This is a genomic window from Streptomyces sp. NPDC088261 (assembly GCF_044740805.1).
Taxonomy (GTDB): Bacteria; Actinomycetota; Actinomycetes; order Streptomycetales; family Streptomycetaceae; genus Streptomyces.
The window spans coordinates 249,511-273,168 of sequence record NZ_JBIURL010000002.1 but is presented as its reverse complement, the minus strand read 5'-3'; the positions used below and the strand labels follow the sequence as shown (position 1 = coordinate 273,168).

General features: G+C 72.3%; 23 protein-coding genes. 10 read left to right on the top strand and 13 right to left on the bottom strand.

Going from position 1 to position 23,658, the window contains the following annotated elements; translation table 11 throughout:
- The first annotated feature begins 16 nt into the window (after positions 1 to 16).
- Complete coding sequence (gene oxc, locus ACIODU_RS05195) at positions 17 to 1,768, top strand: oxalyl-CoA decarboxylase (RefSeq protein ID WP_356419066.1); 1,752 nt, start codon at positions 17 to 19, stop codon at positions 1,766 to 1,768.
- Between the two features lie 72 nt (positions 1,769 to 1,840).
- Entirely contained in the window at positions 1,841 to 3,097 is a 1,257-nt protein-coding gene (gene frc, locus ACIODU_RS05190) for a formyl-CoA transferase (RefSeq protein ID WP_356419069.1), read from the top strand.
- Between the two features lie 116 nt (positions 3,098 to 3,213).
- Here frc and ACIODU_RS05185 read toward each other — a convergent pair whose 3' ends face one another.
- From ACIODU_RS05185 to ACIODU_RS05170, 4 genes are all read right to left on the bottom strand, one after another.
- Positions 3,214 to 4,647 carry a PQQ-dependent sugar dehydrogenase gene (locus ACIODU_RS05185; protein WP_401764082.1) on the bottom strand — a complete coding sequence of 478 codons (1,434 nt, stop codon included), beginning with the start codon at positions 4,645 to 4,647 and terminating at the stop codon, positions 3,214 to 3,216.
- A 184-nt stretch (positions 4,648 to 4,831) separates the two neighbouring features.
- Complete coding sequence (locus tag ACIODU_RS05180; RefSeq protein WP_401764079.1) at positions 4,832 to 5,815, bottom strand: aldo/keto reductase; 984 nt, start codon at positions 5,813 to 5,815, stop codon at positions 4,832 to 4,834.
- Between the two features lie 102 nt (positions 5,816 to 5,917).
- The gene (locus tag ACIODU_RS05175) at positions 5,918 to 7,021 is read right to left on the bottom strand and encodes a hypothetical protein (protein ID WP_401764077.1); all 1,104 of its coding nucleotides are present in this window, start codon (positions 7,019 to 7,021) and stop codon (positions 5,918 to 5,920) included.
- 113 nt (positions 7,022 to 7,134) lie between these two features.
- The gene (locus ACIODU_RS05170) at positions 7,135 to 8,250 is read right to left on the bottom strand and encodes an AI-2E family transporter (protein WP_401764074.1); all 1,116 of its coding nucleotides are present in this window, start codon (positions 8,248 to 8,250) and stop codon (positions 7,135 to 7,137) included.
- A gap of 247 nt (positions 8,251 to 8,497) precedes the next feature.
- Between ACIODU_RS05170 and ACIODU_RS05165 the strand changes: the two genes are divergently transcribed.
- Positions 8,498 to 9,430, top strand: coding sequence for a DUF5829 family protein (locus ACIODU_RS05165; protein ID WP_401764071.1), 933 nt, complete (start codon positions 8,498 to 8,500; stop codon positions 9,428 to 9,430).
- Between the two features lie 120 nt (positions 9,431 to 9,550).
- Positions 9,551 to 10,378: a lipase family protein gene (locus tag ACIODU_RS05160; protein ID WP_401764068.1), complete on the top strand. Its 828-nt coding sequence runs from the start codon at positions 9,551 to 9,553 to the stop codon at positions 10,376 to 10,378.
- Between the two features lie 79 nt (positions 10,379 to 10,457).
- Here the strand turns inward: ACIODU_RS05160 and ACIODU_RS05155 are convergent, their stop codons facing one another.
- A complete protein-coding gene (locus ACIODU_RS05155) occupies positions 10,458 to 11,657 on the bottom strand; it encodes a cytochrome P450 (protein WP_401764917.1) in 1,200 nt (399 codons plus the stop codon).
- A gap of 161 nt (positions 11,658 to 11,818) precedes the next feature.
- Between ACIODU_RS05155 and ACIODU_RS05150 the strand changes: the two genes are divergently transcribed.
- A complete protein-coding gene (locus ACIODU_RS05150; RefSeq protein ID WP_401764065.1) occupies positions 11,819 to 12,001 on the top strand; it encodes a hypothetical protein in 183 nt (60 codons plus the stop codon).
- On the opposite strand, the gene ACIODU_RS05145 is transcribed toward ACIODU_RS05150, so the two are convergent.
- Both ACIODU_RS05145 and ACIODU_RS05140 read right to left on the bottom strand, forming a co-directional pair.
- Entirely contained in the window at positions 11,961 to 13,223 is a 1,263-nt protein-coding gene (locus ACIODU_RS05145) for a hypothetical protein (RefSeq protein WP_401764062.1), read from the bottom strand. The genes ACIODU_RS05150 and ACIODU_RS05145 overlap by 41 nt on opposite strands.
- A 61-nt stretch (positions 13,224 to 13,284) precedes the next feature.
- The gene (locus ACIODU_RS05140; RefSeq protein ID WP_356419093.1) at positions 13,285 to 13,581 is read right to left on the bottom strand and encodes a chaplin family protein; all 297 of its coding nucleotides are present in this window, start codon (positions 13,579 to 13,581) and stop codon (positions 13,285 to 13,287) included.
- Between the two features lie 271 nt (positions 13,582 to 13,852).
- Here ACIODU_RS05140 and ACIODU_RS05135 point away from each other — a divergent pair, with 271 nt between their 5' ends.
- Together ACIODU_RS05135 and ACIODU_RS05130 are read left to right on the top strand one after the other, a co-directional pair.
- Positions 13,853 to 14,260, top strand: coding sequence for a YciI family protein (locus tag ACIODU_RS05135; protein WP_401764059.1), 408 nt, complete (start codon positions 13,853 to 13,855; stop codon positions 14,258 to 14,260).
- A gap of 8 nt (positions 14,261 to 14,268) precedes the next feature.
- On the top strand, positions 14,269 to 15,417 hold the full coding sequence (locus ACIODU_RS05130; RefSeq protein ID WP_401764914.1) for an RNA polymerase sigma factor: 1,149 nt from the start codon (positions 14,269 to 14,271) through the stop codon (positions 15,415 to 15,417).
- A 56-nt stretch (positions 15,418 to 15,473) separates the two neighbouring features.
- On the opposite strand, the gene ACIODU_RS05125 is transcribed toward ACIODU_RS05130, so the two are convergent.
- The 5 genes from ACIODU_RS05125 to ACIODU_RS05105 all read right to left on the bottom strand — a co-directional run bounded on the left by ACIODU_RS05125 (position 15,474) and on the right by ACIODU_RS05105 (position 18,893).
- Positions 15,474 to 16,043, bottom strand: a complete 570-nt coding sequence (locus ACIODU_RS05125) for an HPP family protein (protein ID WP_356419095.1) — start codon at positions 16,041 to 16,043, stop codon at positions 15,474 to 15,476.
- Positions 16,044 to 16,616: 573 nt separating this feature from the next.
- Positions 16,617 to 16,991 carry a hypothetical protein gene (locus ACIODU_RS05120; RefSeq protein ID WP_356419098.1) on the bottom strand — a complete coding sequence of 125 codons (375 nt, stop codon included), beginning with the start codon at positions 16,989 to 16,991 and terminating at the stop codon, positions 16,617 to 16,619.
- A 99-nt stretch (positions 16,992 to 17,090) separates the two neighbouring features.
- Positions 17,091 to 17,525 carry a roadblock/LC7 domain-containing protein gene (locus ACIODU_RS05115; RefSeq protein ID WP_327233226.1) on the bottom strand — a complete coding sequence of 145 codons (435 nt, stop codon included), beginning with the start codon at positions 17,523 to 17,525 and terminating at the stop codon, positions 17,091 to 17,093.
- 136 nt (positions 17,526 to 17,661) lie between these two features.
- Complete coding sequence (locus ACIODU_RS05110; RefSeq protein WP_356419104.1) at positions 17,662 to 18,435, bottom strand: transcriptional regulator; 774 nt, start codon at positions 18,433 to 18,435, stop codon at positions 17,662 to 17,664.
- Positions 18,432 to 18,893 carry a hypothetical protein gene (locus tag ACIODU_RS05105; protein WP_401764054.1) on the bottom strand — a complete coding sequence of 154 codons (462 nt, stop codon included), beginning with the start codon at positions 18,891 to 18,893 and terminating at the stop codon, positions 18,432 to 18,434. The genes ACIODU_RS05110 and ACIODU_RS05105 overlap by 4 nt, the downstream gene beginning before the upstream one ends.
- Before the next feature lie 293 nt (positions 18,894 to 19,186).
- Between ACIODU_RS05105 and ACIODU_RS05100 the strand changes: the two genes are divergently transcribed.
- Both ACIODU_RS05100 and ACIODU_RS05095 read left to right on the top strand, forming a co-directional pair.
- Positions 19,187 to 20,167: a TIGR03557 family F420-dependent LLM class oxidoreductase gene (locus ACIODU_RS05100; RefSeq protein ID WP_356419109.1), complete on the top strand. Its 981-nt coding sequence runs from the start codon at positions 19,187 to 19,189 to the stop codon at positions 20,165 to 20,167.
- A gap of 54 nt (positions 20,168 to 20,221) precedes the next feature.
- Positions 20,222 to 20,500 carry a hypothetical protein gene (locus ACIODU_RS05095; protein ID WP_356419112.1) on the top strand — a complete coding sequence of 93 codons (279 nt, stop codon included), beginning with the start codon at positions 20,222 to 20,224 and terminating at the stop codon, positions 20,498 to 20,500.
- Positions 20,501 to 20,535: 35 nt separating this feature from the next.
- Here the strand turns inward: ACIODU_RS05095 and ACIODU_RS05090 are convergent, their stop codons facing one another.
- A complete protein-coding gene (locus ACIODU_RS05090) occupies positions 20,536 to 20,862 on the bottom strand; it encodes a plasmid stabilization protein (RefSeq protein WP_401764050.1) in 327 nt (108 codons plus the stop codon).
- Between the two features lie 1,640 nt (positions 20,863 to 22,502).
- Here ACIODU_RS05090 and ACIODU_RS05085 point away from each other — a divergent pair.
- Positions 22,503 to 23,576, top strand: a complete 1,074-nt coding sequence (locus ACIODU_RS05085; protein WP_401764911.1) for a YihY/virulence factor BrkB family protein — start codon at positions 22,503 to 22,505, stop codon at positions 23,574 to 23,576.
- Positions 23,577 to 23,658: the final 82 nt, after the last annotated feature.

Below are 23,658 nucleotides of genomic sequence, written 5' to 3'. Positions count from 1 at the left end.
AGGAGGACCCCGGACCATGACCGCCCCTTCCGCACCGGAGACAGCGGCGACCGCCGACGCTCGGGACGAGCTCACCGACGGGTACCACTTGGTCGTCGACGCGCTCAAGCTGAACGACATCGACACGATCTACGGGGTCGTCGGCATCCCGATCACCGACCTGGCCCGGCTCGCGCAGGCGCGCGGCATCCGCTACATCGGCTTCCGCCACGAGAGCAACGCCGGACACGCGGCGGCCGCGGCCGGTTACCTCACGAAGAAGCCCGGTGTGGCCCTCACGGTGTCCGCGCCGGGCTTCCTCAACGGGCTCGTCGCGCTGGCCAACGCGACCACCAACTGTTTCCCGATGGTGCAGATATCGGGTTCCAGCGAGCGCCACCTCGTCGACCTCAAGCAGGGCGACTACGAGGAGATGGACCAGCTCGCCGCCGCGCAGCCGTTCGTCAAGGCCGCGTACCGCGTGAGCCGCGTGGAGGACATCGGGCGCGGTATCGCCCGCGCCCTGCGCACCGCGATCTCCGGGCGCCCCGGCGGTGTTTACCTCGACATCCCCGCCGCGGTGCTCGGGTCCATCATGGACAAGGAAGCCGGCGACAAGACGCTGAGCCGTCTCGTCGACCCCGCGCCGCGCCAGCTGCCCGCGCCCGAGGCGGTGGACCGCGCGATCGAGCTGCTGGCGAACGCGGAGCGGCCGCTGGTGGTCCTCGGCAAGGGCGCCGCGTACGCGCAGGCGGACGACAAGATCCGCTCCTTCATCGAGTCGACGGGCATCCCGTACGTACCGATGTCGATGGCGAAGGGCCTGCTGCCCGACAACCACGCGCAGTCCGCCGCCACCGCCCGTTCGCTGGCGCTGAAGAAGGCCGACGTCGTGGTGCTCGTCGGCGCGCGCCTCAACTGGCTGCTGAACCACGGCGAGGCGCCGCAGTGGAACCCGGACGCGAAGTTCATCCAGGTGGACATCGAGCCCAAGGAGCTGGACAGCAACCAGCCCATCGCCGCCCCGCTGGTCGGTGACATCGAGTCGGTGCTCGACGCGATCGCCGAGCGCACCAAGCCGGGCCAGATCGCGGCCCCCGCCGCCTGGCGCGACGAGCTGGCGGCCCGTTCGGCGACGAACGTGGCAAAGATGGCCGAGCGCCTGAAGGCCGACCCGTCGCCGATGCAGTTCATGGGCGCCCTGAAGGCAGTACGGGACGTCCTGCACGCCAACCCCGAGGCGTACCTCGTCAACGAGGGTGCCAACGCGCTGGACATCGCGCGCAACGTGATCGACATGCACGTACCGCGCCACCGCCTCGACAGCGGTACGTGGGGCGTCATGGGCATCGGCATGGGGTACGCGATCGCCGCGGCCGTGGAGAGCGGCCAGCCGGTCGTGGCCGTGGAGGGCGACAGCGCCTTCGGGTTCAGCGGGATGGAGCTGGAGACGATCTGCCGCTACCAGCTGCCCATCGTCACCGTCATCATGAACAACGGTGGTGTCTACCGCGGTGACGACGTCAACCCGCTGGAGACCGACCCCTCGCCGACGACCCTGATGCTCGGGGCGCGCCACGACAAGATGATCGAGGCGTTCGGCGGCAAGGGCTACCGGGCCACCACGCCCGCCGAGGTCGCCGCCGCGCTCACCGAGGCGATCGCCTCCGGCGGCCCGGCGCTCATCGACTGCGAGATCGACCCCTCGGCCGGCACCGAGAGCGGCCACATCGCGCACCTCAACCCCAAGGGCATCACCGTCGGCAACATCACGCCGGCGAAGAAGTAGCCGGCGAGAACACCACAGCCACCGCACCGCACTGCCCACCGCACCGAGTTCATGACACAGAAGGAAGCAAACATGAGTGAAAAGCCGCTCGCCGGAATCAAGGTGATCGACTTCACCGGAGTCCAGGCCGGGCCCGCGTGTACCCAGATGCTCGCCTGGTTCGGAGCTGACGTCATCAAGGTCGAGCGCCCCCAGGGCGGCGACGTGACCCGCGGTCAGCTGCGCGACATCCCGGAACTCGACGCGCTCTACTTCACCATGCTGAACAGCAACAAGCGTTCGCTGGCGATCAACACCAAGACCGCCGAGGGCAAGGAGGTCATGGAGAAGCTCATCCGCGAGTCGGACATCCTCGTCGAGAACTTCGCCCCGGGCGCCCTGGACCGCATGGGTCTCGGCTGGGACTACATCCACGAGCTCAACCCCCGCCTGATCTTCGGTTCGGTCAAGGGCTTCAACGACGACTCGTCGTGGTCCGACCTGAAGGTGTACGAGAACGTCGCGCAGGCCGCCGGTGGCGCCGCCTCCACGACCGGTTTCTGGGACGGCCCGCCGACCATCAGCGGTTCGGCCCTCGGTGACAGCAACACCGGCATGCACCTGCTGATCGGTCTGCTCACCGCGATCATCCAGCGCGACCAGACCGGTGTCGGCCAGAAGGTCTCGGTGTCCATGCAGGACGCCGTACTGAACCTGACCCGCGTCAAGCTCCGTGACCAGCAGCGTCTGGAGAAGGTCGGTTACCTGGAGGAGTACCCCCAGTACCCGGCGACGGAGTTCGGCGACACGGTGCCGCGCGGCGGCAACGCGGGCGGCGGCGGCCAGCCGGGCTGGATCCTGAAGTGCAAGGGCTGGGAGACCGACCCCAACGCCTACATCTACTTCACGATCCAGGAGCAGAACTGGAAGCGGACCGCCGAGGCCATCGGCCGGCCCGAGTGGGTCGAGGACCCGGAGTACAACACGGCCAAGGCGCGCCAGCCGCACATCTTCGAGATCTTCGAGGAGATCGAGAAGTGGCTGTCCGACAAGACCAAGTACGAGGCCGTCGACATCCTGCGCAAGTGGGAGGTGCCCACCGCTCCCGTGCTCAGCATGAAGGAGCTGGCGGAGGACCCCGACATGCGCAAGAGCGGCACCATCGTCGAGGTCGACCAGAAGCTGCGCGGCAAGTACCTGACCGTGGGCAGCCCGGTCAAGTTCTCCGGCTTCAAGCCCGACATCCAGGGGGCGCCGCTGCTCGGTGAGCACACGGACGAGGTGCTCGCGAGCCTCGGGTACGACGAGGACGCCATCGCCAAGCTGCGCGAGGGCAACGTCGTCGCCTGACGCGAACCGCGTCGTCCGGCTGAACATCACAGCGGCCTGACCGACATCACACCAGAAGGCGGTACCGGATTCGTCCGGTACCGCCTTCGTGCTGTACGGGCCGGCCGGTCGACCGGTCAGCCGATCGTGACGCGGAAGATCCTGTCGGAGCCGGGCCCCTCTCCCCCGTTCGCGTCGGCGTTGGTGGTGGCGAGCCACACCTGGTCGGCGCCCGGGACCTTCAGGACGGTACGCAGCCGTCCGTACGTACCGATGTAGTACGCCGTCGCGGTGCCGACGTTCTCCGTGTCGCCCGTGATCGGGATCCGCCACAGGCGCTCGCCGCGCAGCGACGCCATGTAGAGGACGTTGCGGACGATCGTGATGCCGCTGGGCGACGCCTCGGCGGTGCTCCAGGTCTTCTTCGGGTTGGTCATGCCGGCGACGTTGCAGGTGCCCTCGCAGGTCGGCCACCCGTAGTTGTTGCCGGACTTGACCAGGTTGAGTTCGTCGGTGGTGGACTCGCCGAACTCGGAGGCCCAGAGGCGTCCGTTGCGGTCGAAGGCCATGCCCTGCGGGTTGCGGTGGCCGTAGCTGTAGACGTACGAGCCGAACGGGTTGCCGGGAGCCGCCGCGCCGGTGGTGGTGAGGCGCAGGATCTTGCCGTTGAGGGAGTTCCTGTCCTGCGCGAGGGCGGGCTGCTGGGCGTCGCCGGTGGACGCGTACAGGAAGCCGTCGGGGCCGAACAGCAGCCGTCCGCCGTTGTGGTAGCGGTTCTTCTGGATGCCCCGGAGCAGGACGGTGTAGCCGCTGAGGGTGGTGCCGTTGTACGTCATGCGCGCGACGCGGTTGCCCTCGGAGGCGGTGTGCATGAAGTAGACGTACCGGTTGGCGGCCCAGTTCGGGTCGACGGCGACGCCGAGCAGCCCGCCTTCGCCGCCGGTGGTCACCGTGTTGGGCACGGTGCCGACCTCGGTCCTGGCGCCGGCCGGGGTGACCTTGAAGACCTTGAAGGTGTCCCGCTCGGTGACCAGCGCGGAGGTGCCGTCCGGCAGCCAGTCCGTGCCCCAGGGGACCGACCAGCCGCTGGAGAGCGCGGTGGGGGTGCCGGGGACCCCGCCGTCGGCCTGGCAGGCGGCGGTCGAGAAGGACACGGATCCGCCGGCGGGCGACGTGTTGCCCGCCGCGTCCTTCGCGACGACGGACAGGCTGAAGGGCGCGTTGCAGGCCAGTCCGGTCAGCGTGGTCGAGGGGGCGGGCGGGGTGCCCGTCAGGGTTTTCAGTACGGTGCCGCCGCCGCGGATCTCGTACGCCACCACCCCCAGGTCGTCCGTGGACGCGGTCCACCGGAGGTTCGCGGAGGTGGAGGTGACGCCGCTGACGGCCGGGGTGCCGGGGGCCGTGGGCGGTGTGTCGGCGGAGGCCGCCGGGTCAGCGGTCCGGGCCTCCTGGCGGACGGTCGTGGCGCCCGCCGGGCTCGACAGGACGAGTGGGCCGAGCAGCATCGTGGCCGCGAGGGCGGCGAGCGCCGCGCGGGCGCTCTGTTTCCCGCGGGGTTTCCTTAACCTCATGAGCCGTACCTGCTTTCCTGATGTGGGGGTTCAGGAGTGAACGGTGGGGCTGAGAACCGCTCTCACCGACCGCGTATTCATGTGGGTGAATCGCGTTCAGTCGCATGCGGCATCGAGCATGGCCGCTCGACGGACGGCGGTCAACGGTCCGGGTCCGGCCAACCCCCCTTGTTCGCAGGCCGGTTCAGGCCATGACGGGCGCGCGCTCGTCGAGCAGCCCCTCGGCGCGCAGATCGGACCAGACCCGTTCGGGGATCTCCGCGCCGAACACCGCCAGGTTGCTCCGTACCTCGTCGGCGGAGCGCATCCCGACCACGATGCCCGCCACCACCGGATGCCGCAGCGGGAACGCCATGGCGACCTGGGGGAGTGTCACCCCGTTCGCCTCGCAGACGTCGGCGATCCGGTGGGTGCGGCGCAGCAGCAACGGTGAGGCCGGCGCGTAGTCGAAGCGTGCCCCCTCGACCGGCCGGTTGGTGGCGAGGAGACCGGAGTTGAAGACGGAGGCCGCGAGGACGGACACCCCCCGGTCGGCGCACGCCGGGAACAGGTCGTCCAGCGCCCCGTGCGCCAGCAGGGTGTAGTGACCCGACAGCATCACGGCGTCCACGTCCGCCTCCCGGACCAGCCGCGTCAGCAGGGAGGTGTCGTACATCCCCGCGCCGACGGCGCCGACCACGCCCTGGGCGCGCAGTTCGGCCAGCGCGGGCCAGCCCTCGCGCAGCGCGGCCTCGAAGTGCGGCTCCGCGTCGTGCAGGAACAGCGTGTCGACACGGTCGGTGCCGAGGCGGGCGAGGGAGTCCTCGACGCTGCGCAGGATGCCGTCGCGGGAGAAGTCCCAGACCCGGCGGTGGGTCGCCGGCACCATGAACGACTCGTCCGTGCGCCCCGCCGCGTCCTGGGGCACGAGCACTCTGCCGACCTTGGTCGACAGGGTGAACTCCCCCCGGGGCCGGGGCCGGAGGGCCTCACCGACGAAGCGCTCGGACTGCCCGACGCCGTAGTGCGGAGACGTGTCGAAGTAGCGGATGCCGCCCTCCCAGGCCGCCTCCAGCGCGCCCGCCGCGGTCGCGTCGTCCACCGGTGCGAAGAGTCCGCCCAACGGGCCGCCGCCGAAGCCCAGTTCCGTGACACGTACCGCGCTCCGCCCGAGCTGGTTCACCCTCATGCCGCACCTTTTCCTGTTCCCCGCTCCCGGACCCGCGAGCGCGCCAATCCTGCCATAGCCGGATTTCAGCACACAGAAGGGGCGAACGGCGGTCCGCCACGGTCAGCGCGCCGGACTGCGCCGGGTCACCTTGCCCTGCGCGTCGGCGTCGAGCGAGGCCGCGCCGTGGGGACCGGTCACGGTGATCCGTACCGTGAGGGCGCCCGTGAGGCGGTCGACGGTGACCTGCCAGCCGCGCGGGGCGCGGACACCGAGCGTGGTCCTGGCCTCCTCGACCAGGGCGGGGACGCGGGCACACGGCAGGGAGCGCACGTCGAACTGGACGACGGGAGTGTCCGTGGGCGCGAACACCACCGACATCAGCTGCTCCTGGATGCTGACAGTGAGCGCCTGGCGGGCGTCCTTCTCCTTGCCCTTGGTCAACACGTCGACGGCCCGGCACAGTTCGCCCCGGTCGAGCAGCGACTGGCCGGGGCCGACGGAGACCGTGCCCAGCCCCGACGACGACGTGACCGTGGTCGACGACGACGTCGTGGAGACGGAGGGCGCCGAGGAGGACGGCGGCGGTACGGAAGCCTCGTCACCGAAGAGGTCCGCGCGGAACGACAGGACCACGGCGGCGGCCCCGAGCGACAGGCCGACGAGGAGGAGGAAGCCGAACGCGCAGCCCTCCGGCGGCTCCTTCGCCAGGGTGGACGCGGGCGCGGAGTCGATACGGGCCTCGGCGGCGCGCTGCTTCCACTCCGGGGCGGGCCGCTCGACCAGCCGTACCTTCCAGGGCCGGTCCGGCCGGTACGCCACCACCACTAGGGCGCCCGGCCGGTGGTCGGGGAGGTCGACCAGGTTGATGTTCGCGGTCGTCTCGACGCGGTACGCGGGCCCGTCGTCCGGCGCGACCGACAGGACGAACCGCACCGGTACGTCGCCCGTTTCCCCGCCGACGGCGTGCGCGCTCTCGATCAGCGCGAGAGCCGTACGGGACCCCCCGGCCGCCTCGCGGAGGCGCCGCGGCAGCCCGGCGGCGAAGAGCAGCAGGCCGTACACGACGGGCAGGACCAGACCCCCGACCAACAGGGGTACGTTCTCGATGACGCCACCGACGACCAGCGCGGCCAGTGACGCTCCGGTCACTCCCCCGGTCAGGAACCCCCTCACGAGGGCCACCGGACGGGGGTGGGTGGGCCGTACGGTCTCCGTGATCGTCATGCGTACGATTGTGTGCCGTCCGGGCGGCCACCGGAATGCCCAGGGCGTGTCCGCGAAGTGGGGTCTGGCTCGCGGCGCCCTCCGGGCGGACGACCCCACTTCGCGGACACGCCCTAAGTCGTCACGACGGTGGCATCGTCCGCGTCGTCGGTGTCCGGCTCCCCGGGCGGGTCGGCGAGTTGCTCGCGCAGGTAGTTCCAGACCACCGCCACCAGCGCGGCCGCCGGCACCGCGAGGAGGCTGCCCACCACACCGGCGAGGCTGCCGCCCAGGGTCACCGCCAGCAGGACCACCGCCGCGTGCAGGCCGAGCCCGCGGCTCTGGATCATGGGCTGGAGCACGTTGCCCTCCACCTGCTGGACCACGACGATGATCGCCAGCACGATCAGCGCGTCCATGAGGCCGTTCGACACCAGCGCGATGAGCACCGCGACCAGCCCGGCGAACAGGGCGCCCACGATCGGCACGAACGCGGAGACGAAGGTCAGCACCGCCAGCGGGAGCACCAGCGGCACGTCGAGGACCCACAGGCCGAGCCCGATGAACACCGCGTCGAGGAGGCCGATGAGGGCCTGGGACCGTACGAACGCGCCCAGGGTGTCCCATCCGCGCACGGCCACGACCGGGACGTCGGTGGCGAGCCGGCCGGGGAGCTGACGGGCGAGCCACGGCAGGAAGCGCGGGCCGTCCTTGAGGAAGAAGAACATCAGGAAGAGCGCCAGGACGGCGGTGACCACGCCGTTGAACACGGTCCCCACGCCGGTGACGACGGCGCCCACCGTGCTGCCGATACTGCCCTGGATCCGGGCGACGGCGGCGTCGAAGGCCCCCGCGATCTGGTCGTCGCCGATGTTCAGCGGCGGCCCGGACGCCCACGCGCGCAACTTCTGGATGCCGTCGACCACCCCGTCGGTCAACTCGCCGGACTGGGACGCCACCGGCACCGCGATCAGCGCCACGATGCCCAGCGAGACCAGGAGGAAGAGGACGGTCACCGCCGACGCGGCGAGCGCGGGGGCCCACCCGCGCCGGCGCAGGAAACTGGTCAGGGGCCAGGTCATCGTGGTGAGGAACAGGCCCACCACCAGCGGCCAGACGACCGGCCACATCTTGCCCAGGAGCCACAGAGCCACCGCGACCATGACAAGGACCGCCAGCAACTCGACGGAGACGCGCGCCGATCTCCGGAGCGCCGCGGCGGTTTTTGTGGAACTCAACGTGGCAGACATGGGGGTCACCCTAAGGGCTGAGGTCACGGGTGACCCCCCGCCCCGGACGCTCCGGGCTCGCACGGGGAGCAACGCCGTTGCCGTACGGGCGACTTGTCGTCCCGAGCCGGTCCTTGTCCGACATACAACGCGATGTGGCGTCATTCCGTCCCTACGTACAACCCCCGGGGGTTGCCGAACAAATCAACGGCGAGCGACGACCGCCCCGCCTAGGCTTTCCGGCATGCTGCTTCGCCGGACATTACGGATGACCATGGTCCTCGCCGCGACCCTCACGCTGTCCCTCACCGGGGTGGCCGCGGGGGACACGGGCACGGCGCGGGCCACCGAGGAGACCAGCCGCCCGCTGACGGACCGTCAGTTGCTCTACTTCAACCACGCCTACGGAGTGCTCGACCGGGAGACCGCCGACGCCATCGAACACTCAAGCTATCTGCGGGACTTCGCCCACTTCCAGATCCGCACCACCACCGGGGCCGACGGACAGACCTGGACCGGCCGCTATCTGATGGGCCGGGAGACCTACCTCGAACTCTTCGGGGTCGGCGACCTGCCGGGCCAGGACGGCGTCCTCGGGGCCGGCGGGATGGGGATCTCGACCGAGCGCGCCGGCGACCTGGCGACGGTGGTCCAGCGGTTGAAGGACCAGGGGATCGCTGAGCCCGTCGAGTTCCGCCAGACGCGCGACTTCGGCGACGGCGTCCCGGTGCCGTGGTTCGACGCCGTCTTCACCACGCTCCAGTACGACGCGTTCGGCGCCTGGGCGATGGAGTACCTGCCGGAGTACTTCGCCGATCCGCGCGGCAATACCGAGCCGGCCGACCACCCCGGTGACGTCGGCCGGGAGCGCTACCTGTCCGACGACTACCGCACCCGTCTGATGCGCGACGTCACGTCGATCCGCCTCGCCGTCACGGCGGGCGACCTCGCCGACACCGTCCCGCTGCTGAGGGCCGGCGGCTTCGACGTCACGACCACGACGACCGGCGGGGCGGTCGCCCGGCGCGGCGGCACCACGATCCACCTGGCCGCCACCCCACGCGACGAGGCGGGCCTCCGACAGGTCGAACTGTCCCTCAACCGGGCCGTGAAGAACCGCCACGTGGAACGGATCGGCAGGTCGACCCTGACCGTCGGCCCGGGCAGCACGGCGGTGTGGACGTTCACCGACACTCCGTAGCGCCGTGGGGGGTATCGCCCTGCGTCCGTACGGGTGGTCGTGGGCGCGATCCCCCTCCCCCCGGCTCCTCCGGAACTACGGTGCTGGGCGACCAGCCGCCACTCCCCGGAGGACACACTGATGGCGATCCCCGCCCTGGACCACTCGACCACCCGCTACTCCCTCGCGCACGCCTACTGGATGGCGCGGGCGGCCGGGCTGGCCACGCTGGACCCGGCCGCCGTCGAGGCCCAGGCGACCGCGTGGGGCTTCGACGAGGTACGGCACTTTGAATCGAGCCACCGGATGCCGTTCCCGGTCGAGGACACCCAGGCGTACGTCATGGCGGGCGACCGCATGATCGTCGCCGGTTTCCGCGGCACCGAGGTCCTCAAGATCTACGACTGGCTGACCGACGTCACCACCCCACCGGTTCCCGGCCCCGGGAACAAGGGCTTCGTCCACTACGGCTTCCACCAGGCGCTCCAGTCCGTCTACCCCCGGATCCGGGACACCATCGAGGAGTTGCGCACGAACGGGCAGAGCGTCTGGTTCACCGGCCACAGCCTCGGCGGGGCCCTCGCGATGCTGGCGGGCACCCGGTGGTACCTGGAGGAGCCACGGCTCCTGCCCGACGGGGTGTACACGTTCGGCCAGCCCCGTACCTGCGAACGACTCCTCGCCGGCGTGCACAACAAGGCGTTCACGAACCGGTGTTACCGCTTCGTCAACAACAACGACATCGTCCCCCACCTCCCGCCGGAACCGGCGTACACGCACGTCGACACACTCCGCTACTTCGACGCCGACGGGAGGCTCCGCGACACCATGCCGCTCAAGGCCCGTCTGCTGGACCGTGCCAAAGGAGTGAGCGCCGACCTCTTCGCCCCCGAGACCGACGCCGTCAAGGACCACCATCTGCCCAACTACCTGGCCGCGTTCGAGAAGAACCTGGCCGCGTCCGGCTGACCGGCGCACCGGGAACGCCCGCACCGGGAAACGCCGGGGGCCCGCTCGCCGGTGGTGGCGGGCGGGCCCCGGGGTGCTCCTACCAGGCGACGGGGAGGGTGACCGGGCCTCTGATGAGGGCGTCCTGCTGGAACGCGACCTCTTCGGCCGGTACCGCCAGGCGCAGTCCTGGGAAACGCGCGAAGAGGGCGGGCAGCAGGACGTGGGCCTGGACGCGCGCCAGGTGCGGTGCCACGCAGTAGTGGGGGCCGTGGCCGAAGGCGAGGTGGTTCGGGCCGGGGCGGTCGGCGTCGATCTCGGCCGGGCACGCGAACACGTCGGGGTCGCGGTTGGCGGCCCAGTACTGGACGTAGACGAAGTCCCCCGCCCGGATGGTGACCTCGCCCACCGTCACGTCCTCGACCGCCACCCGGGGCTGCCCGATGCCGTTCTTGTGCGGGATCCAGCGCAGCAGTTCCTCGACCAGCAGGGGTACGGAGAGGTCGCCGGCGCGCAGCGCCTCGGCCAGGTGGGGCCGGCGCAGCAGCGCGAAGACCATGTTGGAGAGGTTGTTGCGCACCGGGTGCCAGCCGTTCAGCGCGGTGAGGGAGGCCATCGCGAGCGCCTCGTCGGCGCTGACCCGTCCCTCGTCCACGGCGCGGGCCACGTCGGTCATCAGGTCCTCGCGCGGCGCGGCGCGGCGCTCCTCGATCACGGCGCCGAAGAACTCCGCCGCCTCGTCGCGCAGTTCCCGCACCCGCGCCACGTCCGCCTCGTCGCGGGGGCGTACGAGGATGCCCTGCGCCCAGTTCCGGATCCGCGGCAGGTCGGCCGGGGCGAAGCCGAAGATCTCCCCGACGAGGGTCAGCGGCAGCGGGGCGACGACGGCCTCGATGAGATCCGTGGGCGGCCCGGCGGTTTCCAGGCCGTCCAGCAGCTCGCCCACCAGCGTCTCGACGCGGGGGCGCAGCGCCTTCATGCGGGCCTCGGTGAAGGCGGGGGTGACCACGGAGCGGATCCGCGTGTGGTCGGGCGGATCGATGAAGCTGACGCTGGCGCCCATCGGGATGAGGTGGCGGTTCATGGTGGGGAAGGGCCGGCCGGTGATGCGGCGGCTGAAGCGGGTGTCGGACGTCACGAACCGGACCTCGTCGTACCGGGTGACGAGCCAGCACTCCGTCAGTTCCCCGCCCTGCGGCAGCAGGATCTTCATCGCCGGCCCCTGCTCCAGCGCGTGGGCCAGGAACGGGTCGAACTCGAGACCGGGCAGATCGGGTGGCCCGTACTCGGGCGGACTCATCAAGGACACGCCATTACCTCCGGCACATGAGCGGCTCGGCCGACACGGCTCGGGAGCCCGTCGGTTTCGGGCATCGTGCCGCACCCGGCCCGTCCCGCGCCCGGGTCGGCGGGTCACCACGCTGGTTGTCACCCGCGTGAGTGACGGCGGTACGAACGGCGATGACGCGGGCGGGTGACGACGGGCGCGGCCGGTTGACGGCGGGCGCGGACTGCGGAGGTACGGGCGGCGGCGTACGGGCGGCGGTACGGGCTGCGGAGGTACGTACGGGCGGCGGTACGGGTGACGGCGGTACGGGCGGGGTCAGCCCGGCCCGGCCGCGGCTGCCGGCGTACGTGCCGTGAGGAGGCGGTCCTCGTACGCGTGGTGGCGGCGGGTGCTGGTGCGGTGGTGCAACAGCTCCGCCGCCCGGGCGTGTTCCCCGGCGTCCATGAGAGCCCGGGCGAGCGTGTCCTGGACGATCTCGCGCTCCACCCGTACCCCGCCGATCCGCTCGGCCTTCTCGCCCAGCGCTTCGAGCTCGTCGGCCGCCGCCCGGGGACGGCCCGCGGTGAGGGCGGCCAGCGCCCGGACCACGGGGGCCAGGACATCGCGGTAGTCGGGGCGCGGGTCGGCGGCGGCCCTGCGGGCCAGGTGCTCCAGGTCGTCGGTGGCGGCCTCCACCGCGAGGGCCAGGGCCAGGTTGAACGTGTGGAAGACCTCCGCCGTCCCGCCCGGCGCGGTGAGCAGCTCCCGTACGTGCTCCGGATCGCTGCGGCCGGCCGGCGCCTGCCCCACCAGCAGGAGGCGCCAGTTCGTGGCCGCCCGCATGCCGACGTCCTGGCGGGGCAGCGCCGCGTCCGCGCGCCGGCGGGCGTCCTCGAAGTCGCCGCACGCGATCGACTGCAAGGCGGCGTGCCAGCTCAGGTGCCGTACCTGCACCGCCCCGGGGTCCGCCGTCAGCCACCGGTCCAGGAACGCGGTCGACGCGGGGCCCGTGCCCAGTTCGTGCTCGGCGTGCGCGAGGGCGTGCACGGCGACGCCCGACCGGGGGTAGAGGTCCAGGGCCCGCTCGGCCAGCTGGTGCGCCTCGCGCACCCGGCCCTGCTCCGCCCTGGCCGAGGCCAGCCAGCCGGTCCACGGCCAGTTGCCGGGACCGGCCAGCGCCGCCTGCCGCTCCACGAGCGTGTCCCCGAGGGCCCGGTAGGCGGCGTCCTCGCAGGCGGAGAAGGCGCCGATCATGAGCCCGGCCAGTTCGTCGGCCGGCCACCGCTCGAAGTGGGTGACCAGGTGATCGGCCGTCAGCCGGTACTGCCGGTGCGTGTGGAGGAACACCCCGTACACCAGGCTGGCCTCCCGCTCCCCGGCCGTCCGGGCGTCCCGGTGGGCGAGCGACAGCTGTTCCTTCAGTACGGAGTCGTCCATGCGGTCGCCCGTCGCCAGGGTCAGCAACCCCCGCGCCAGACCACAGCCCGGGTCCCCGCCCACCCACTCCCGCAGGAGGGGCAGCGTCCGGCCGCTGAGGGCCAGCAGCGCGATCACCGCCCGGTCCCCGACCGTCGTTCCCGTGGTTGCCCCCACGGTCACCGGACCCACCGCCGTCACCGTCCCCGCCGCACAGCCGACACCCCGCCGCTCGCCGGCCCCCTCACACCGAGGACATGAAAATGGCGGTGCAGATGATGCCGCTGTTGCCGCAGTGGTTGCGCGGGAGATCCAGCGGCAGACCGACGTGGTTGCCGCTGCCCAGGCCGGCCCCGCCCACCGTCGCACCCGCTGCCCGCGCGTCGCCCTGGTTGACGCAGGTGTTGCCGAACACCGCGTTCCCGATCCCGACGACGTTCGCCTGCGCGGCGCCGGCCGGAAGCAGCGCCACCCCGGCGACCGCGCCCAGCACCGCGGCCCGCGCCACCGCATGACCAGAACCACGTGTCTCCACGCCCATCGTGCTCCTCCTTCGCCCGGGACGACGTCCCCGCTGGTGTCCTGTCGACCTCAAGCCGGACCTGACCGGCCGTCCCTCGCATCAACGACGGAACCCGCCACCCGACACGCGGCCACCGCTCGACAGGACCCCAGAAACGATCCTGCGCGGCCACGTCGCCTCGTACCGCGCCGGAAAACCTCGGCGTCCGGTGTCGAGAACCCGTGGTCCGCTCCGTCCCCGGGGTGAACGCGACGACAATGGAGTCGCACCGGCACCGAGGAGAACCATCATGGCGAAGTACCTGCTGCTCAAGCACTACCGAGGCGCCCCCGCACCGGTCAACGACGTACCGATGGAGCGGTGGACGCCGGAGGAGATCTCCGCCCACGTCCAGTACATGAACGACTTCGCGGCCCGGCTGGAGACGACCGGCGAGTTCGTCGACAGCCAGGCGCTCTCGCCCGAGGGGACCTTCGTCCGCTACGACGGCGAGGGGCGCCCGCCCGTCACCGACGGCCCGTTCGCCGAGACGAAGGACGTCATCGCCGGCTGGATGGTGATCGACGTGGACAGCCACGAGCGGGCCGTCGAGCTGGCCGGTGAGCTGTCGGCCGCCCCCGGGGCGGGCGGCAGGCCGATCCACGAGTGGCTGGAGCTGCGCCCGTTCCTCGGCGCGCACCCCACCGTCACGGAGTGACCACCGAAGTGGACGAGGCACTGCTCCGGAGTCTCACCCCGAGCGTGCTCGGGGTCCTCGTCCGCCGCGGAGCCGACTTCGCGGCGGCCGAGGACGCCGTACAGGACGCGCTGGTCGACGCGGTCCGCGTCTGGCCCGCCGACCCCCCGCGCGACCCGAAGGGCTGGCTGGTCACCGCGGCCTGGCGCCGGTTCCTCGACGCGACCCGCTCGGAGGCGGCCCGCCGCCGGCGGGAGGACCTGGTGGACGGGGAGCCCGTCCCCGGGCCCGTGCCCGCGGCGGACGACACGCTCCAGCTGTACTTCCTGTGCGCGCACCCCTCGCTGACCCCGTCGTCCGCGGTCGCGCTCACGCTGCGCGCCGTCGGCGGGCTGACCACCCGGCAGATCGCCCAGGCCTACCTCGTGCCCGAGGCGACCATGGCGCAGCGCGTCAGCCGGGCCAAGCGGACCGTCTCCGGCGTACGGTTCGACCGGCCCGGGGACGTCGCGACCGTGCTGCGCGTCCTCTACCTGGTCTTCAACGAGGGCTACTCCGGCGATGTCGACCTCGCCGCCGAGGCGATCCGGCTCACCCGGCGGCTCGCGGCCGCGATCGACCACCCGGAGGTGGCGGGGCTGCTCGCCCTGATGCTGCTCCACCACGCCCGGCGCGCCGCGAGAACCGCGCCGGACGGCAGCCTGGTGCCGCTCGCCGAGCAGGACCGGGGCCGGTGGGACACCGTGGCGATCGCCGAGGGCGTCGGGATCCTCCAGGCGGCGCTCGCCCGCGACCGGCTGGGCGAGTTCCAGGCGCAGGCCGCCGTCGCGGCGCTCCACGCCGACGCGCCCACCGCCGGGGAGACGGACTGGGTGCAGATCGTGGAGTGGTACGACGAGCTGGCGCGCCTGACCGGCAACCCGGTCGTCCGGCTCAACCGCGCGGTCGCGGTCGGCGAGGCGGACGGCCCGCGCGCCGGACTGGCGGCGCTCGCGGAGCTGGACACCGCGCTCCCCCGCCGCGACGCGGTGGCCGCGTACCTCCACGAGCGGGACGGTGACCCGGTGACGGCGGCCCGGCTGTACGCCGAGGCGGCCCGGAAGGCCCCCAACCTGGCGGAACGGGACCACCTGACCCGCCAGGCGGCCCGTCTGCACGCCGGGCGGGGCGGCGGCTGACGCGTACGGACGGTCGGGTCGTACGGACTCCCGGCCGCGCATGCCCCGGTACGGGGTCACCACCAGGACGTCGGATACACCTCGTGCCGTACGCGGGAGGAGACCAGCTGCACCAGCACGAGCAGCGACGCGCCCGCCGCCAGCAGGGGAACGAAATGATCGGCGCGCGGTTCGGTGAGCATGATCATGACCACGGTCGCCATGGCCGGCGGGTGGGCCACCTTGAGCAGGAGCACCACACCACACGCCACCCCGCACGCCACGGCGGCGGCCCAGGGACCGTGCCAGCCGAGGGCGAGGACCGTGAAGCTGACCAGACTCGCCAGCAGGTGCGCGCCGAGGACATGACGGGGCTGCGCGAGGGGTGAGGCGGGGGTCGCGGTGACGATCGCGGTCGTGGCGGCGAGGGGCGGTATCAGCACCGTCTGGTGCAGGGCCGTCCCGACGGCGACCAGGACGGCGAGCGCGACGGAGGTGGTGACCGCCGCCGACGCGGCCGTACGCCCGGACGGCCGTGGCTCGGCGACTCTCCACCACCGGGCCGTGGGCTCCTCCCCGGCCCCGGTCTCCTCCGCGGGGCGGCCGTCGGCCGGGACGTATGCCTTCTGGGCGCGAAAATTCAGCACAGTGCTCCTCGGAAGCGCCCTCCCTCGCGGCCCACGGCGGCTCGTCGCCCGCGACGTCGGAGAACGCCCCGGAATCGTGCCGTCCGGACGTGGTATCCGTCCAAGACCTCTTGTCGATCACGTCATCGACGGCGCCGATCAACGGGCCGGCCTTCTCATCCGCGACCCGGGAAGCGATCATTGGTGTGCGGATGTGAGCTGATCGAGGGGGTTTCGGCACGACCCGGCACCGGCACAGGCGGATCATCCGCTCCGGGCCGGGGTGATGTACGACTCGGCCCGCGCCGGCGGCCAGGCGCTCCACCGCGGCGTACAGCTGGGCGCCGGTGATGTCCGGATCGGCGGCGAACGCGGCGCGCCCCTCGTCGAAGATCCTTGGCAGGTCGTGCAGCAGGCGGTGCTTGACCGGGTCACCGTCCGACCGGTTTGGCCGACCGGTACGTCCCACCTGCTCCCTGTGCAGCGCAGGCGTAACAACCCCGAGCCCCCTCGAAGCCGTTCGCTCCGGGCGGTCCCCATGACTCCACAGGAACCGCCCGGCGGGGGGTGAGGCCGGACGCCGGGGGGGACCCGTCAGACCTCCAGGTCGGCCTCGATCCGCATCAGCTGATGGCGGGCCATCGCCAGATTCGCCCGGCCCTTGTCCAGCGCCAGATAGAGGAAGAGGCCGGTCTTCCCGCGTCCTTTGAGGAGCCGGATCAGGTGGTACTGGGTGCCGAGCGTGATGAGGATGTCCTCGATCTCGTCCTTGATGCCCAGCATCTCCATCGTGCGGACCTTGGCGCGGACCACGTCGGTGTTGCCCGCGGCGGCGACCGTCAGATCGAGGTCCTTGCCGCCGCCGATCATGCCGAGGGCCATGCCGCTGGAGTAGTCGACCAGGGCGGCGCCCAGGGCGCCTTCTATGGAGGTGGTGGCTTCCTTGAGAGCGGCTTCCGTGGTGACCATGGTGGGGACACTTCCTTTTCGTCGTCTTCGCGGGCGGCCGGCCGGGGTGGCCGGTTCCGTGGTGGGGGTGGAGGGTGTGGGGGGTGTCATGGGGACGCCTCAGCTCCTCGATCGCCGGTCGAGCGCGTCGTCGACCAGCTCGCCGATCCGGGCGCTGGAGCGGCGCGCCTCGAGATGGAGCCGGCCGACGTTGGTCCTGGGCTCGGCCAGGAGGGTGAGGACCGCCGAGGAGCCGGCCGCGTACGTCGCGACGTACCCCCGCTCCCCACGGACCAACTGCTCCCGGAACGGGCCCTGTTCGGTGGACTCGGTCAGCCGGAGCGCGACGCCCAGCGCCGCCGCGGTGAGCGCGGCCATGGACTCCGCCTCGACGCCCGGGGCGTCCTCGGCGAGCACCAGGCCGTCGGTGGTGGCGGCGAGCGCGCCGGTGAGTTGGGGCAGTACGGCGCGCAGCCGTCTGAGTTCGCCGAGCACCTCGGCTTCCGCCGTCATCAGTTGTCTCCTCTCGGCGCGTTGGCGCAGTGCGCGCCTCATGACGGAAGGTCGGAAGTGCGGTCCGACGGGACACAGGGCGCGGTGGTACGGGGCGGCGGGGCACAGGACGCGGTGGTACGGGACGGCAGGGCGCCGGACGCGGTGGTACGGGGTGGCGGCGGGCCGGAGCGGGGCATCACAGATAGGCCTCCAGGGCGTCGCGGAGCCGGCGCAGCAGGGCGACGTCGGTGTCCGTGTTGACCGCGGCGACGGTGGCGACCCAGGAGGGGACGGGCGGCGGGGCGGTCTCCGCCCCGTCCGGCGGGGTCTCGACCAGCCCGGCGGCGGCCAGCCTGCGGATGTCGAGCAGGGTGTGGTACGCCGGGCGGCCGAGGCTCCAGGCGATGCCCACCGGGGTGCGGGCCCCGTCGGCCAGCTCCAGCAGCGCGCCCTGCCGCCGGGTGACGGCCTGCCCGGCCGCCGGGGCGCGCGCGACGACCGGCGCGGTGTCGACGGCCGCGTACGGCCAGACGTGGTCCAGCAGGCGCCGGCGGCGGAGGGTCTCCCGCTGGACGGCGTCGGCGGAGACCGGCCGTACGGGACCGAACCAGTGCGCGACGCCGTAGCGGAAGCGGGTCGGGCCGCTGCCGGGGGCCAGGGCGAAGAACGCCGCGTCGTACAACGCCCCGAGGTGGCAGATCTCCAGCTCGCCGTCGCCCAGATATCCGCTCTCCACCAGGAACCGGCCCACGGCGCCCCGGCTGCCGGCCTGTTCGATGGCCTTCTCCCACGCCTCGTACGGCAGCCGGCCGCCCGCCGTGAGCATGACCTCGACCCCGGGGGCGGCGGGGCTCTCGGCGTGCACGACCCGGCCGTCGGCGAGGTAGAGCGTGCCCTGGTCGCGCAGGAGGGCGCCGGTGGCCCGCTCGCCCGCGAGCCGGACGAGCATGGGCGACACGGCGGCGGTCATGCCAGCACCAGCCGGGCGGCGAGCTGGCGGAGCCGTAATCGGGCGAGCGCGAGGTTGCCGGTGTCGCGGTCGAGCCACAGGTGCAGGAACACACTGCTGTCGAAGGTCGTCTCGACGAAACACAGGATGTGGTAGCCGGTACGGGTGGTGAGGATGAGGTCCTCGACGGGCGGCCCGCCGGGGTTCTCGGACGGAGCGGGGACGGCCCGGCCGTCCGCCGGGGGCCCGCCGTCCGCCCGGGCTGGAACGCCGCCGCCGGGCGCGTCGGGGGCGAACGCCGGGTACTCGGCCGCCGCCCTGGCCAGTTCGGCGGTCTCCGCCGCCGTGGCCTCGTGGTCGCCGTTGGGTGACTCCCCCGCCGTACCGAGCGCGAGTCCGCTCGTCCAGTCGACGACGGCCGCCCCGCGCGCTCCCGGCAGGTCCATGGCCTCCTGGAGGCATGCGTCGATTCCGGGCACGCGGAGTTCCTCCCCAGCCTTGCGTGCAGCCGTACGTGCGTACGGCAGTGACCGAGAGATTACGTAACGTGCCGCGCCCCGTGGGGAGTTCCGGCATTTTCCTCCGGAACATGCCAACCGCCGATAGGGTCGGGGCACGGCCTGCCCTGGCCGCCCCGGATCACCCGCCTCCCCGTGCCGGGGCGCGCCGGGGCGTGTCGGGGCGTGTCGCATTCGGGCGTTATGCCCCGAGATTGTCGGGTACCAGTTCCTCCGGACGGATCACCCCGCGTCGCAGGAGAAACGAGAAACCCATGAAGGTCGGTTACAAACTGGCCGCCGAGGCGTTCGGCCCGGCGGAACTGGTCCGGCAGGCGGTCCTCGCCGAGCAGGCCGGCTTCGACTTCGTCGAGATCAGCGACCACTACCACCCATGGCTCGACAACCAAGGCCATTCGCCCTTCGCCTGGACGGTCCTGGGCGGCATCGCGGCCAGGACGTCACGGATCGGGCTGGCGACGGGCGTGACCTGTCCGACCGTGCGCTACCACCCGGCGATCATCGCCCAGGCCGCCGCGACCCTGGCCCTGCTGTCGGACGACCGCTTCGTCCTCGGCGTCGGCTCGGGCGAGCGGCTCAACGAACACGTCGTCGGCCGCGGTTTCCCCGACGGCGTGGGCGCCCGGCACGACAGCCTCAGGGAGGCGCTGGAGATCATCCGGCTGCTGTGGAGCGGAGGTTACCGTTCGTACGAGGGCAAGCACCTCCGCCTGGAGGACGCCCGTGTCTTCGACCTCCCGGAGAAGCTCCCCCTGATCGCGGTCGCCGCCGGCGGCCGGGAGTCGGCTGTCCTCGCCGCCGAACTGGGCGACGGTCTCTTCGCGACCGAGGACAGGCCGGAGATCGTCCGGCACTACCGCGACGCCGGCGGAACCGGCCCCTGTTACGCGGAGGTCCCGGTGGCCTGGGCACCTGACACGCACACCGCGGCGCAGGCGGCCCTGGAGACGTCCCGCTGGGCCGTGACCGGCTGGAAGGTCATGAGCGAGCTGCCCAATCCGGTCAATTTCGAGGCCGCGACGGCCACGGTCCGCGAGGCCGACATCCTGGAGAAGTTCACCTGCGGCTCCGACCCGGCGCGGTACGTGGAGGCGGCCCAGACGTACGTGGACGCGGGCTTCGACCGGCTGGTCATGCAGAACGCGGGCCCCGATCCGGACGGCTTCATCGACTTCTACCGGAGCGAACTCGACAGCCGTGTCAGGCAACTGACGCCGAACGGCTCACCGGCCTGAACCGAGAGGTGTATGTCACCCTCTGATCCGGCGAATAGTCCCTAAGCTACGTGCGTGGCAGACACCTTGGATGAACTGGTCGAATTGCAGCGGGCCGCCGACAGGGCACACGACCGCGCGGGAGAGTTACGCGCGGCGTTCGGGCCACCGGCGGTCGAACCGTGGACCGAGGGACAGAGATCCACCTACGAGACGGCCTGGCGGGCGTGGCGCGACCTCGACCGGGACATCAAGGACGCGATCACGCGGTACGCGAAGCGCGAGACGCTCGACCGGGCCGCCGTCGAACGGACCGTACGGGCCCGGGTGGAGGGCCGCCCCCAGGAGGGGTAGCCGCTCCGGCGTCGGTACGTCGGTACGTCGGCGCGTCAGTAGCCGAGCGCTTTGCGCAGCTGCTGCTTGTTCATCGACGAGCGCCCGTCGATGTTCTTCTTCCTGGCCTCTTCGTACAACTGGTCCCGCGTCGGGCCCTGGGCTCCGCTGTGGGAACGTTCGCCACCCCGCTGGGAAGCGGATTTCGGGTCCCGGAGAGAGGTTCTGCTCGCGGTCTTCGCCTCGCCCGAGCGTGCGCGCTCCTTGTTGACGGTCCGCGCCGCGATCTCCTCGGCCCGCTTCTCCGGGGTGCCGCGCTTCTCGGCGCTCTCCTTGATGTGCTCGTACTGGCGTTCCCGCTTACGGCTCGATCCTGCCGGCATGACACGCTCCTCAGCGATCCGGATTTCTCTGCGCCTGCCCGGTCGGGGCTCGTTTCAAGCCGCGCCGCTTGTTGCGTTGGGCCGTCTGGACGAGGCTCCTCCCCAGGGCCTAGGGTCGGACCACTCGGACAGCAGCCGAGATCCCCGAAACCCTCACCCGATACCACGGGAGAGACCTCTGCCCGGTGACGGAGCCGGCGTGGGGCGCGCGTCCCCGCTCCACGCCAGCACTGGACGGTTCCAGGCGATGACCACGGGCCGGCACCTCAGGACGCCGACGGCCCCGGGTGGTCCGCCCCGCCGGGCAGCGAAAGAGACGCGCCGTGTTGTCGGCGACCTATCGCACCCTGCTCCGCACCCCCGGTGCGGCGGCCTTCTTCCTCAGCGCCACCGTCGGCCGGGTCGGCATCGCCATGACCAGCCTGGGCGTCCTCTGGCTGGTGCACGGCAGGACCGGCTCCTACGCCGTGGCCGGCCTGGTGACCGGCGCCCTCGCCGTCGGCGAGGCCCTGGCCGGCCCGCAACTCGCCCGGCTGATCGACCACTTCGGCCAGACGCGGGTCCTGCCCCCGGTCCTCCTCGCCCACACCACCGCCGTGGGCGCCCTCCTGGCCCTGGTCGGCGACCGGAGCCCCCTGTGGCTGATGACGGCGGCCGGAGGGCTCGTGGGCGCCACCGTCCCGCAGCTCGGCGCGCTGTCGGCCGCCCGCTGGACGGCGCTGCTGCACGGCGAGCGGGCCGGGGCGCTGCCCACCGCCTTCGCCCTGGAATCGCTCGGCAACGGGCTGTGCTACCTCGCCGGACCCGCCCTGGTCACCACCGTCGGGGCGCGCTTCGGCCCGGTCCTCGGTACGGCGCTGGCCACGACCCTGGTCGTGGGCGGCGGGCTGGCCTTCGCCGCGCGGCGGCGTACCGCACCCGCGACGCCCGGCGCCGCCGAGCGCGGGCGCGCGGGCCGCTCGCTGCTCCGGCCGGGTTTCGCGGCGCAGGTCGGCGTCAACCTCGGCCTGGGCCTGTACTTCGGCGCCACGCAGGTCTCGGTGACGGCCTTCGCGGTGGAGCACGGCGCGGCGGACGCGGCGGCGCCGCTCTACGCGGTGTCGAACTGCGCGAGCCTGCTGGCCGGCTGGCTCTACGGGCTGCGCCGGTGGCGCGGCGCACCGCGCGTACAACTGGCTGTCGTGACGGCCTGGTTGGCCCTGAGCTGCCTGCCCCTGCTCGCCGCCGACTCGGTTCCCGGGCTGGGGCTCGCGCTCGCCGTCACCGGCCCCGCCGTCGCCCCGATCCTGGTGCTCTCCTCGGTGCTCACCACCGCGGCGGTGGACCGGGCGGCTCTGACCCAGGCGTTCACCTGGCTCGGCTCGGCGAGCGCCGCGGGGGCGGCCGCCGCGGCGGCGCTGTCCGGACGGGTCGTGGACGCCCACGACGCACACGGCGGCTTCATGGTCGCCGCGGCGGCCGCGTGCGGGATGGCGGTGCTGGCCGCGACGCGGGCGCGTGCCGCGAGGCATGAGTGGGGCCAGGGCGGAAAGCCGCAGGGTATGGCAGCTCTCTCACCGAAGCCGGATCCCGGACCGCGGACGTCGGATACCGAACCGCTGACGTCGGATACCGAACCGCTGACGTCGGATCCCGGGCCGCTGACGTCGGACCCCGGACCACTGGAGCCGGGTCACGGACAGGAACGCGAGCGACCGCGCGAGCACGAGCGCGCGGAGGCCGGCCGGGACGCGGGCGTGGGCCCGGGACCGCGGGTGGAGAAGGCGGCGCCCGACCGGCCGACCGAGCTGCCCGCGCGGTCCTGGTGGGCGGCGCTGCGCGGCACGGTACGGGAGTTCAAGGAGGACGACCTGGCCGACCGGGCGGCCGCGCTGACCTACTACGGGGTCCTCGCGCTCTTTCCCGCCCTGCTGGTCCTGGTGTCCCTGCTGGGCATCGCCGGTGAGTCGGCGACCCGGGAGATCCTGGACAACCTGCGGCAGCTCGCCCCCGGGTCGGCCCGGGACGTGATCACCGACGCGGTGGAGCAGGTACGGAGCAACGGCAGCGGTGTGGGCTCGCTCCTCGCGGTGGTGGGTCTGGCGCTGGCGGTGTGGTCGGCGTCCGGGTACATCGCCGCCTTCATACGGGCCTCCAACGCCGTCTACGACATGCCGGAGGGCCGCCCGGTGTGGAAGGTGCTGCCGCTGCGCCTGATCCTGACCGTCGTCCTGATGGTCCTGGCGTGCGCCAGCGCGCTGATCGTGGTCTTCACCGGCGGGCTGGCCCGCCAGGCGGGGACCGCGCTGGGGATCGGCGACGGCGCGTTGACGGTGTGGTCGATCGCCAAGTGGCCGGTCCTGCTCCTGCTGGTGGCGATCATGATCGGGCTGCTCTACTGGGCCGCCCCCAACGCCAAGGGCGGCGGGTTCCGGTGGGTGACCCCGGGGAGCTTCCTCGCGCTGCTGATCTGGATGATCGCGTCGGCGGGCTTCGCGTTCTACGTCGCCCATTTCGCCTCGTACAACAAGACGTACGGCACGCTCGCCGGGGTGATCATCTTTCTGGTGTGGCTGTGGATCACCAATCTCGCGGTGCTTCTCGGGCTGGAGTTCGACTCCGAACTCGCCCGCCAGCGCGCGATCGCCGGAGGCAGTCCCCCGGACGAGGAGCCCTACGTCGCGCCGCGTGACACCCGCTCGTGGACCGACGAGGAGCGCCACCGCATGAAGTGACGGCGAACTCGCCCGCCCGGTTGTACGGCGGGTTGCGGGGTAGCCGCGAGGACACGGACCCTGCGAAGTCCAGGAGAGGTGA

Bases quoted from the DNA above. Each gene is read 5' to 3' on its own strand.
- ACIODU_RS05180 (WP_401764079.1), bottom strand. From the start codon at position 5,815: ATGAGGGTGAACCAGCTCGGGCGGAGCGCGGTACGTGTCACGGAACTG.
- ACIODU_RS05150 (WP_401764065.1), top strand. From the start codon at position 11,819: ATGACGCGGGCGGGTGACGACGGGCGCGGCCGGTTGACGGCGGGCGCG.
- ACIODU_RS05120 (WP_356419098.1), bottom strand. From the start codon at position 16,991: ATGGTCACCACGGAAGCCGCTCTCAAGGAAGCCACCACCTCCATAGAA.
- ACIODU_RS05155 (WP_401764917.1), bottom strand. From the start codon at position 11,657: ATGAGTCCGCCCGAGTACGGGCCACCCGATCTGCCCGGTCTCGAGTTC.
- ACIODU_RS05175 (WP_401764077.1), bottom strand. From the start codon at position 7,021: ATGACGATCACGGAGACCGTACGGCCCACCCACCCCCGTCCGGTGGCC.
- frc (WP_356419069.1), top strand. From the start codon at position 1,841: ATGAGTGAAAAGCCGCTCGCCGGAATCAAGGTGATCGACTTCACCGGA.
- ACIODU_RS05170 (WP_401764074.1), bottom strand. From the start codon at position 8,250: ATGTCTGCCACGTTGAGTTCCACAAAAACCGCCGCGGCGCTCCGGAGA.
- ACIODU_RS05140 (WP_356419093.1), bottom strand. From the start codon at position 13,581: ATGGGCGTGGAGACACGTGGTTCTGGTCATGCGGTGGCGCGGGCCGCG.
- ACIODU_RS05135 (WP_401764059.1), top strand. From the start codon at position 13,853: ATGGCGAAGTACCTGCTGCTCAAGCACTACCGAGGCGCCCCCGCACCG.
- ACIODU_RS05100 (WP_356419109.1), top strand. From the start codon at position 19,187: ATGAAGGTCGGTTACAAACTGGCCGCCGAGGCGTTCGGCCCGGCGGAA.
- oxc (WP_356419066.1), top strand. From the start codon at position 17: ATGACCGCCCCTTCCGCACCGGAGACAGCGGCGACCGCCGACGCTCGG.
- ACIODU_RS05165 (WP_401764071.1), top strand. From the start codon at position 8,498: ATGACCATGGTCCTCGCCGCGACCCTCACGCTGTCCCTCACCGGGGTG.
- ACIODU_RS05115 (WP_327233226.1), bottom strand. From the start codon at position 17,525: ATGAGGCGCGCACTGCGCCAACGCGCCGAGAGGAGACAACTGATGACG.
- ACIODU_RS05160 (WP_401764068.1), top strand. From the start codon at position 9,551: ATGGCGATCCCCGCCCTGGACCACTCGACCACCCGCTACTCCCTCGCG.
- ACIODU_RS05185 (WP_401764082.1), bottom strand. From the start codon at position 4,647: ATGAGGTTAAGGAAACCCCGCGGGAAACAGAGCGCCCGCGCGGCGCTC.
- ACIODU_RS05110 (WP_356419104.1), bottom strand. From the start codon at position 18,435: ATGACCGCCGCCGTGTCGCCCATGCTCGTCCGGCTCGCGGGCGAGCGG.
- ACIODU_RS05090 (WP_401764050.1), bottom strand. From the start codon at position 20,862: ATGCCGGCAGGATCGAGCCGTAAGCGGGAACGCCAGTACGAGCACATC.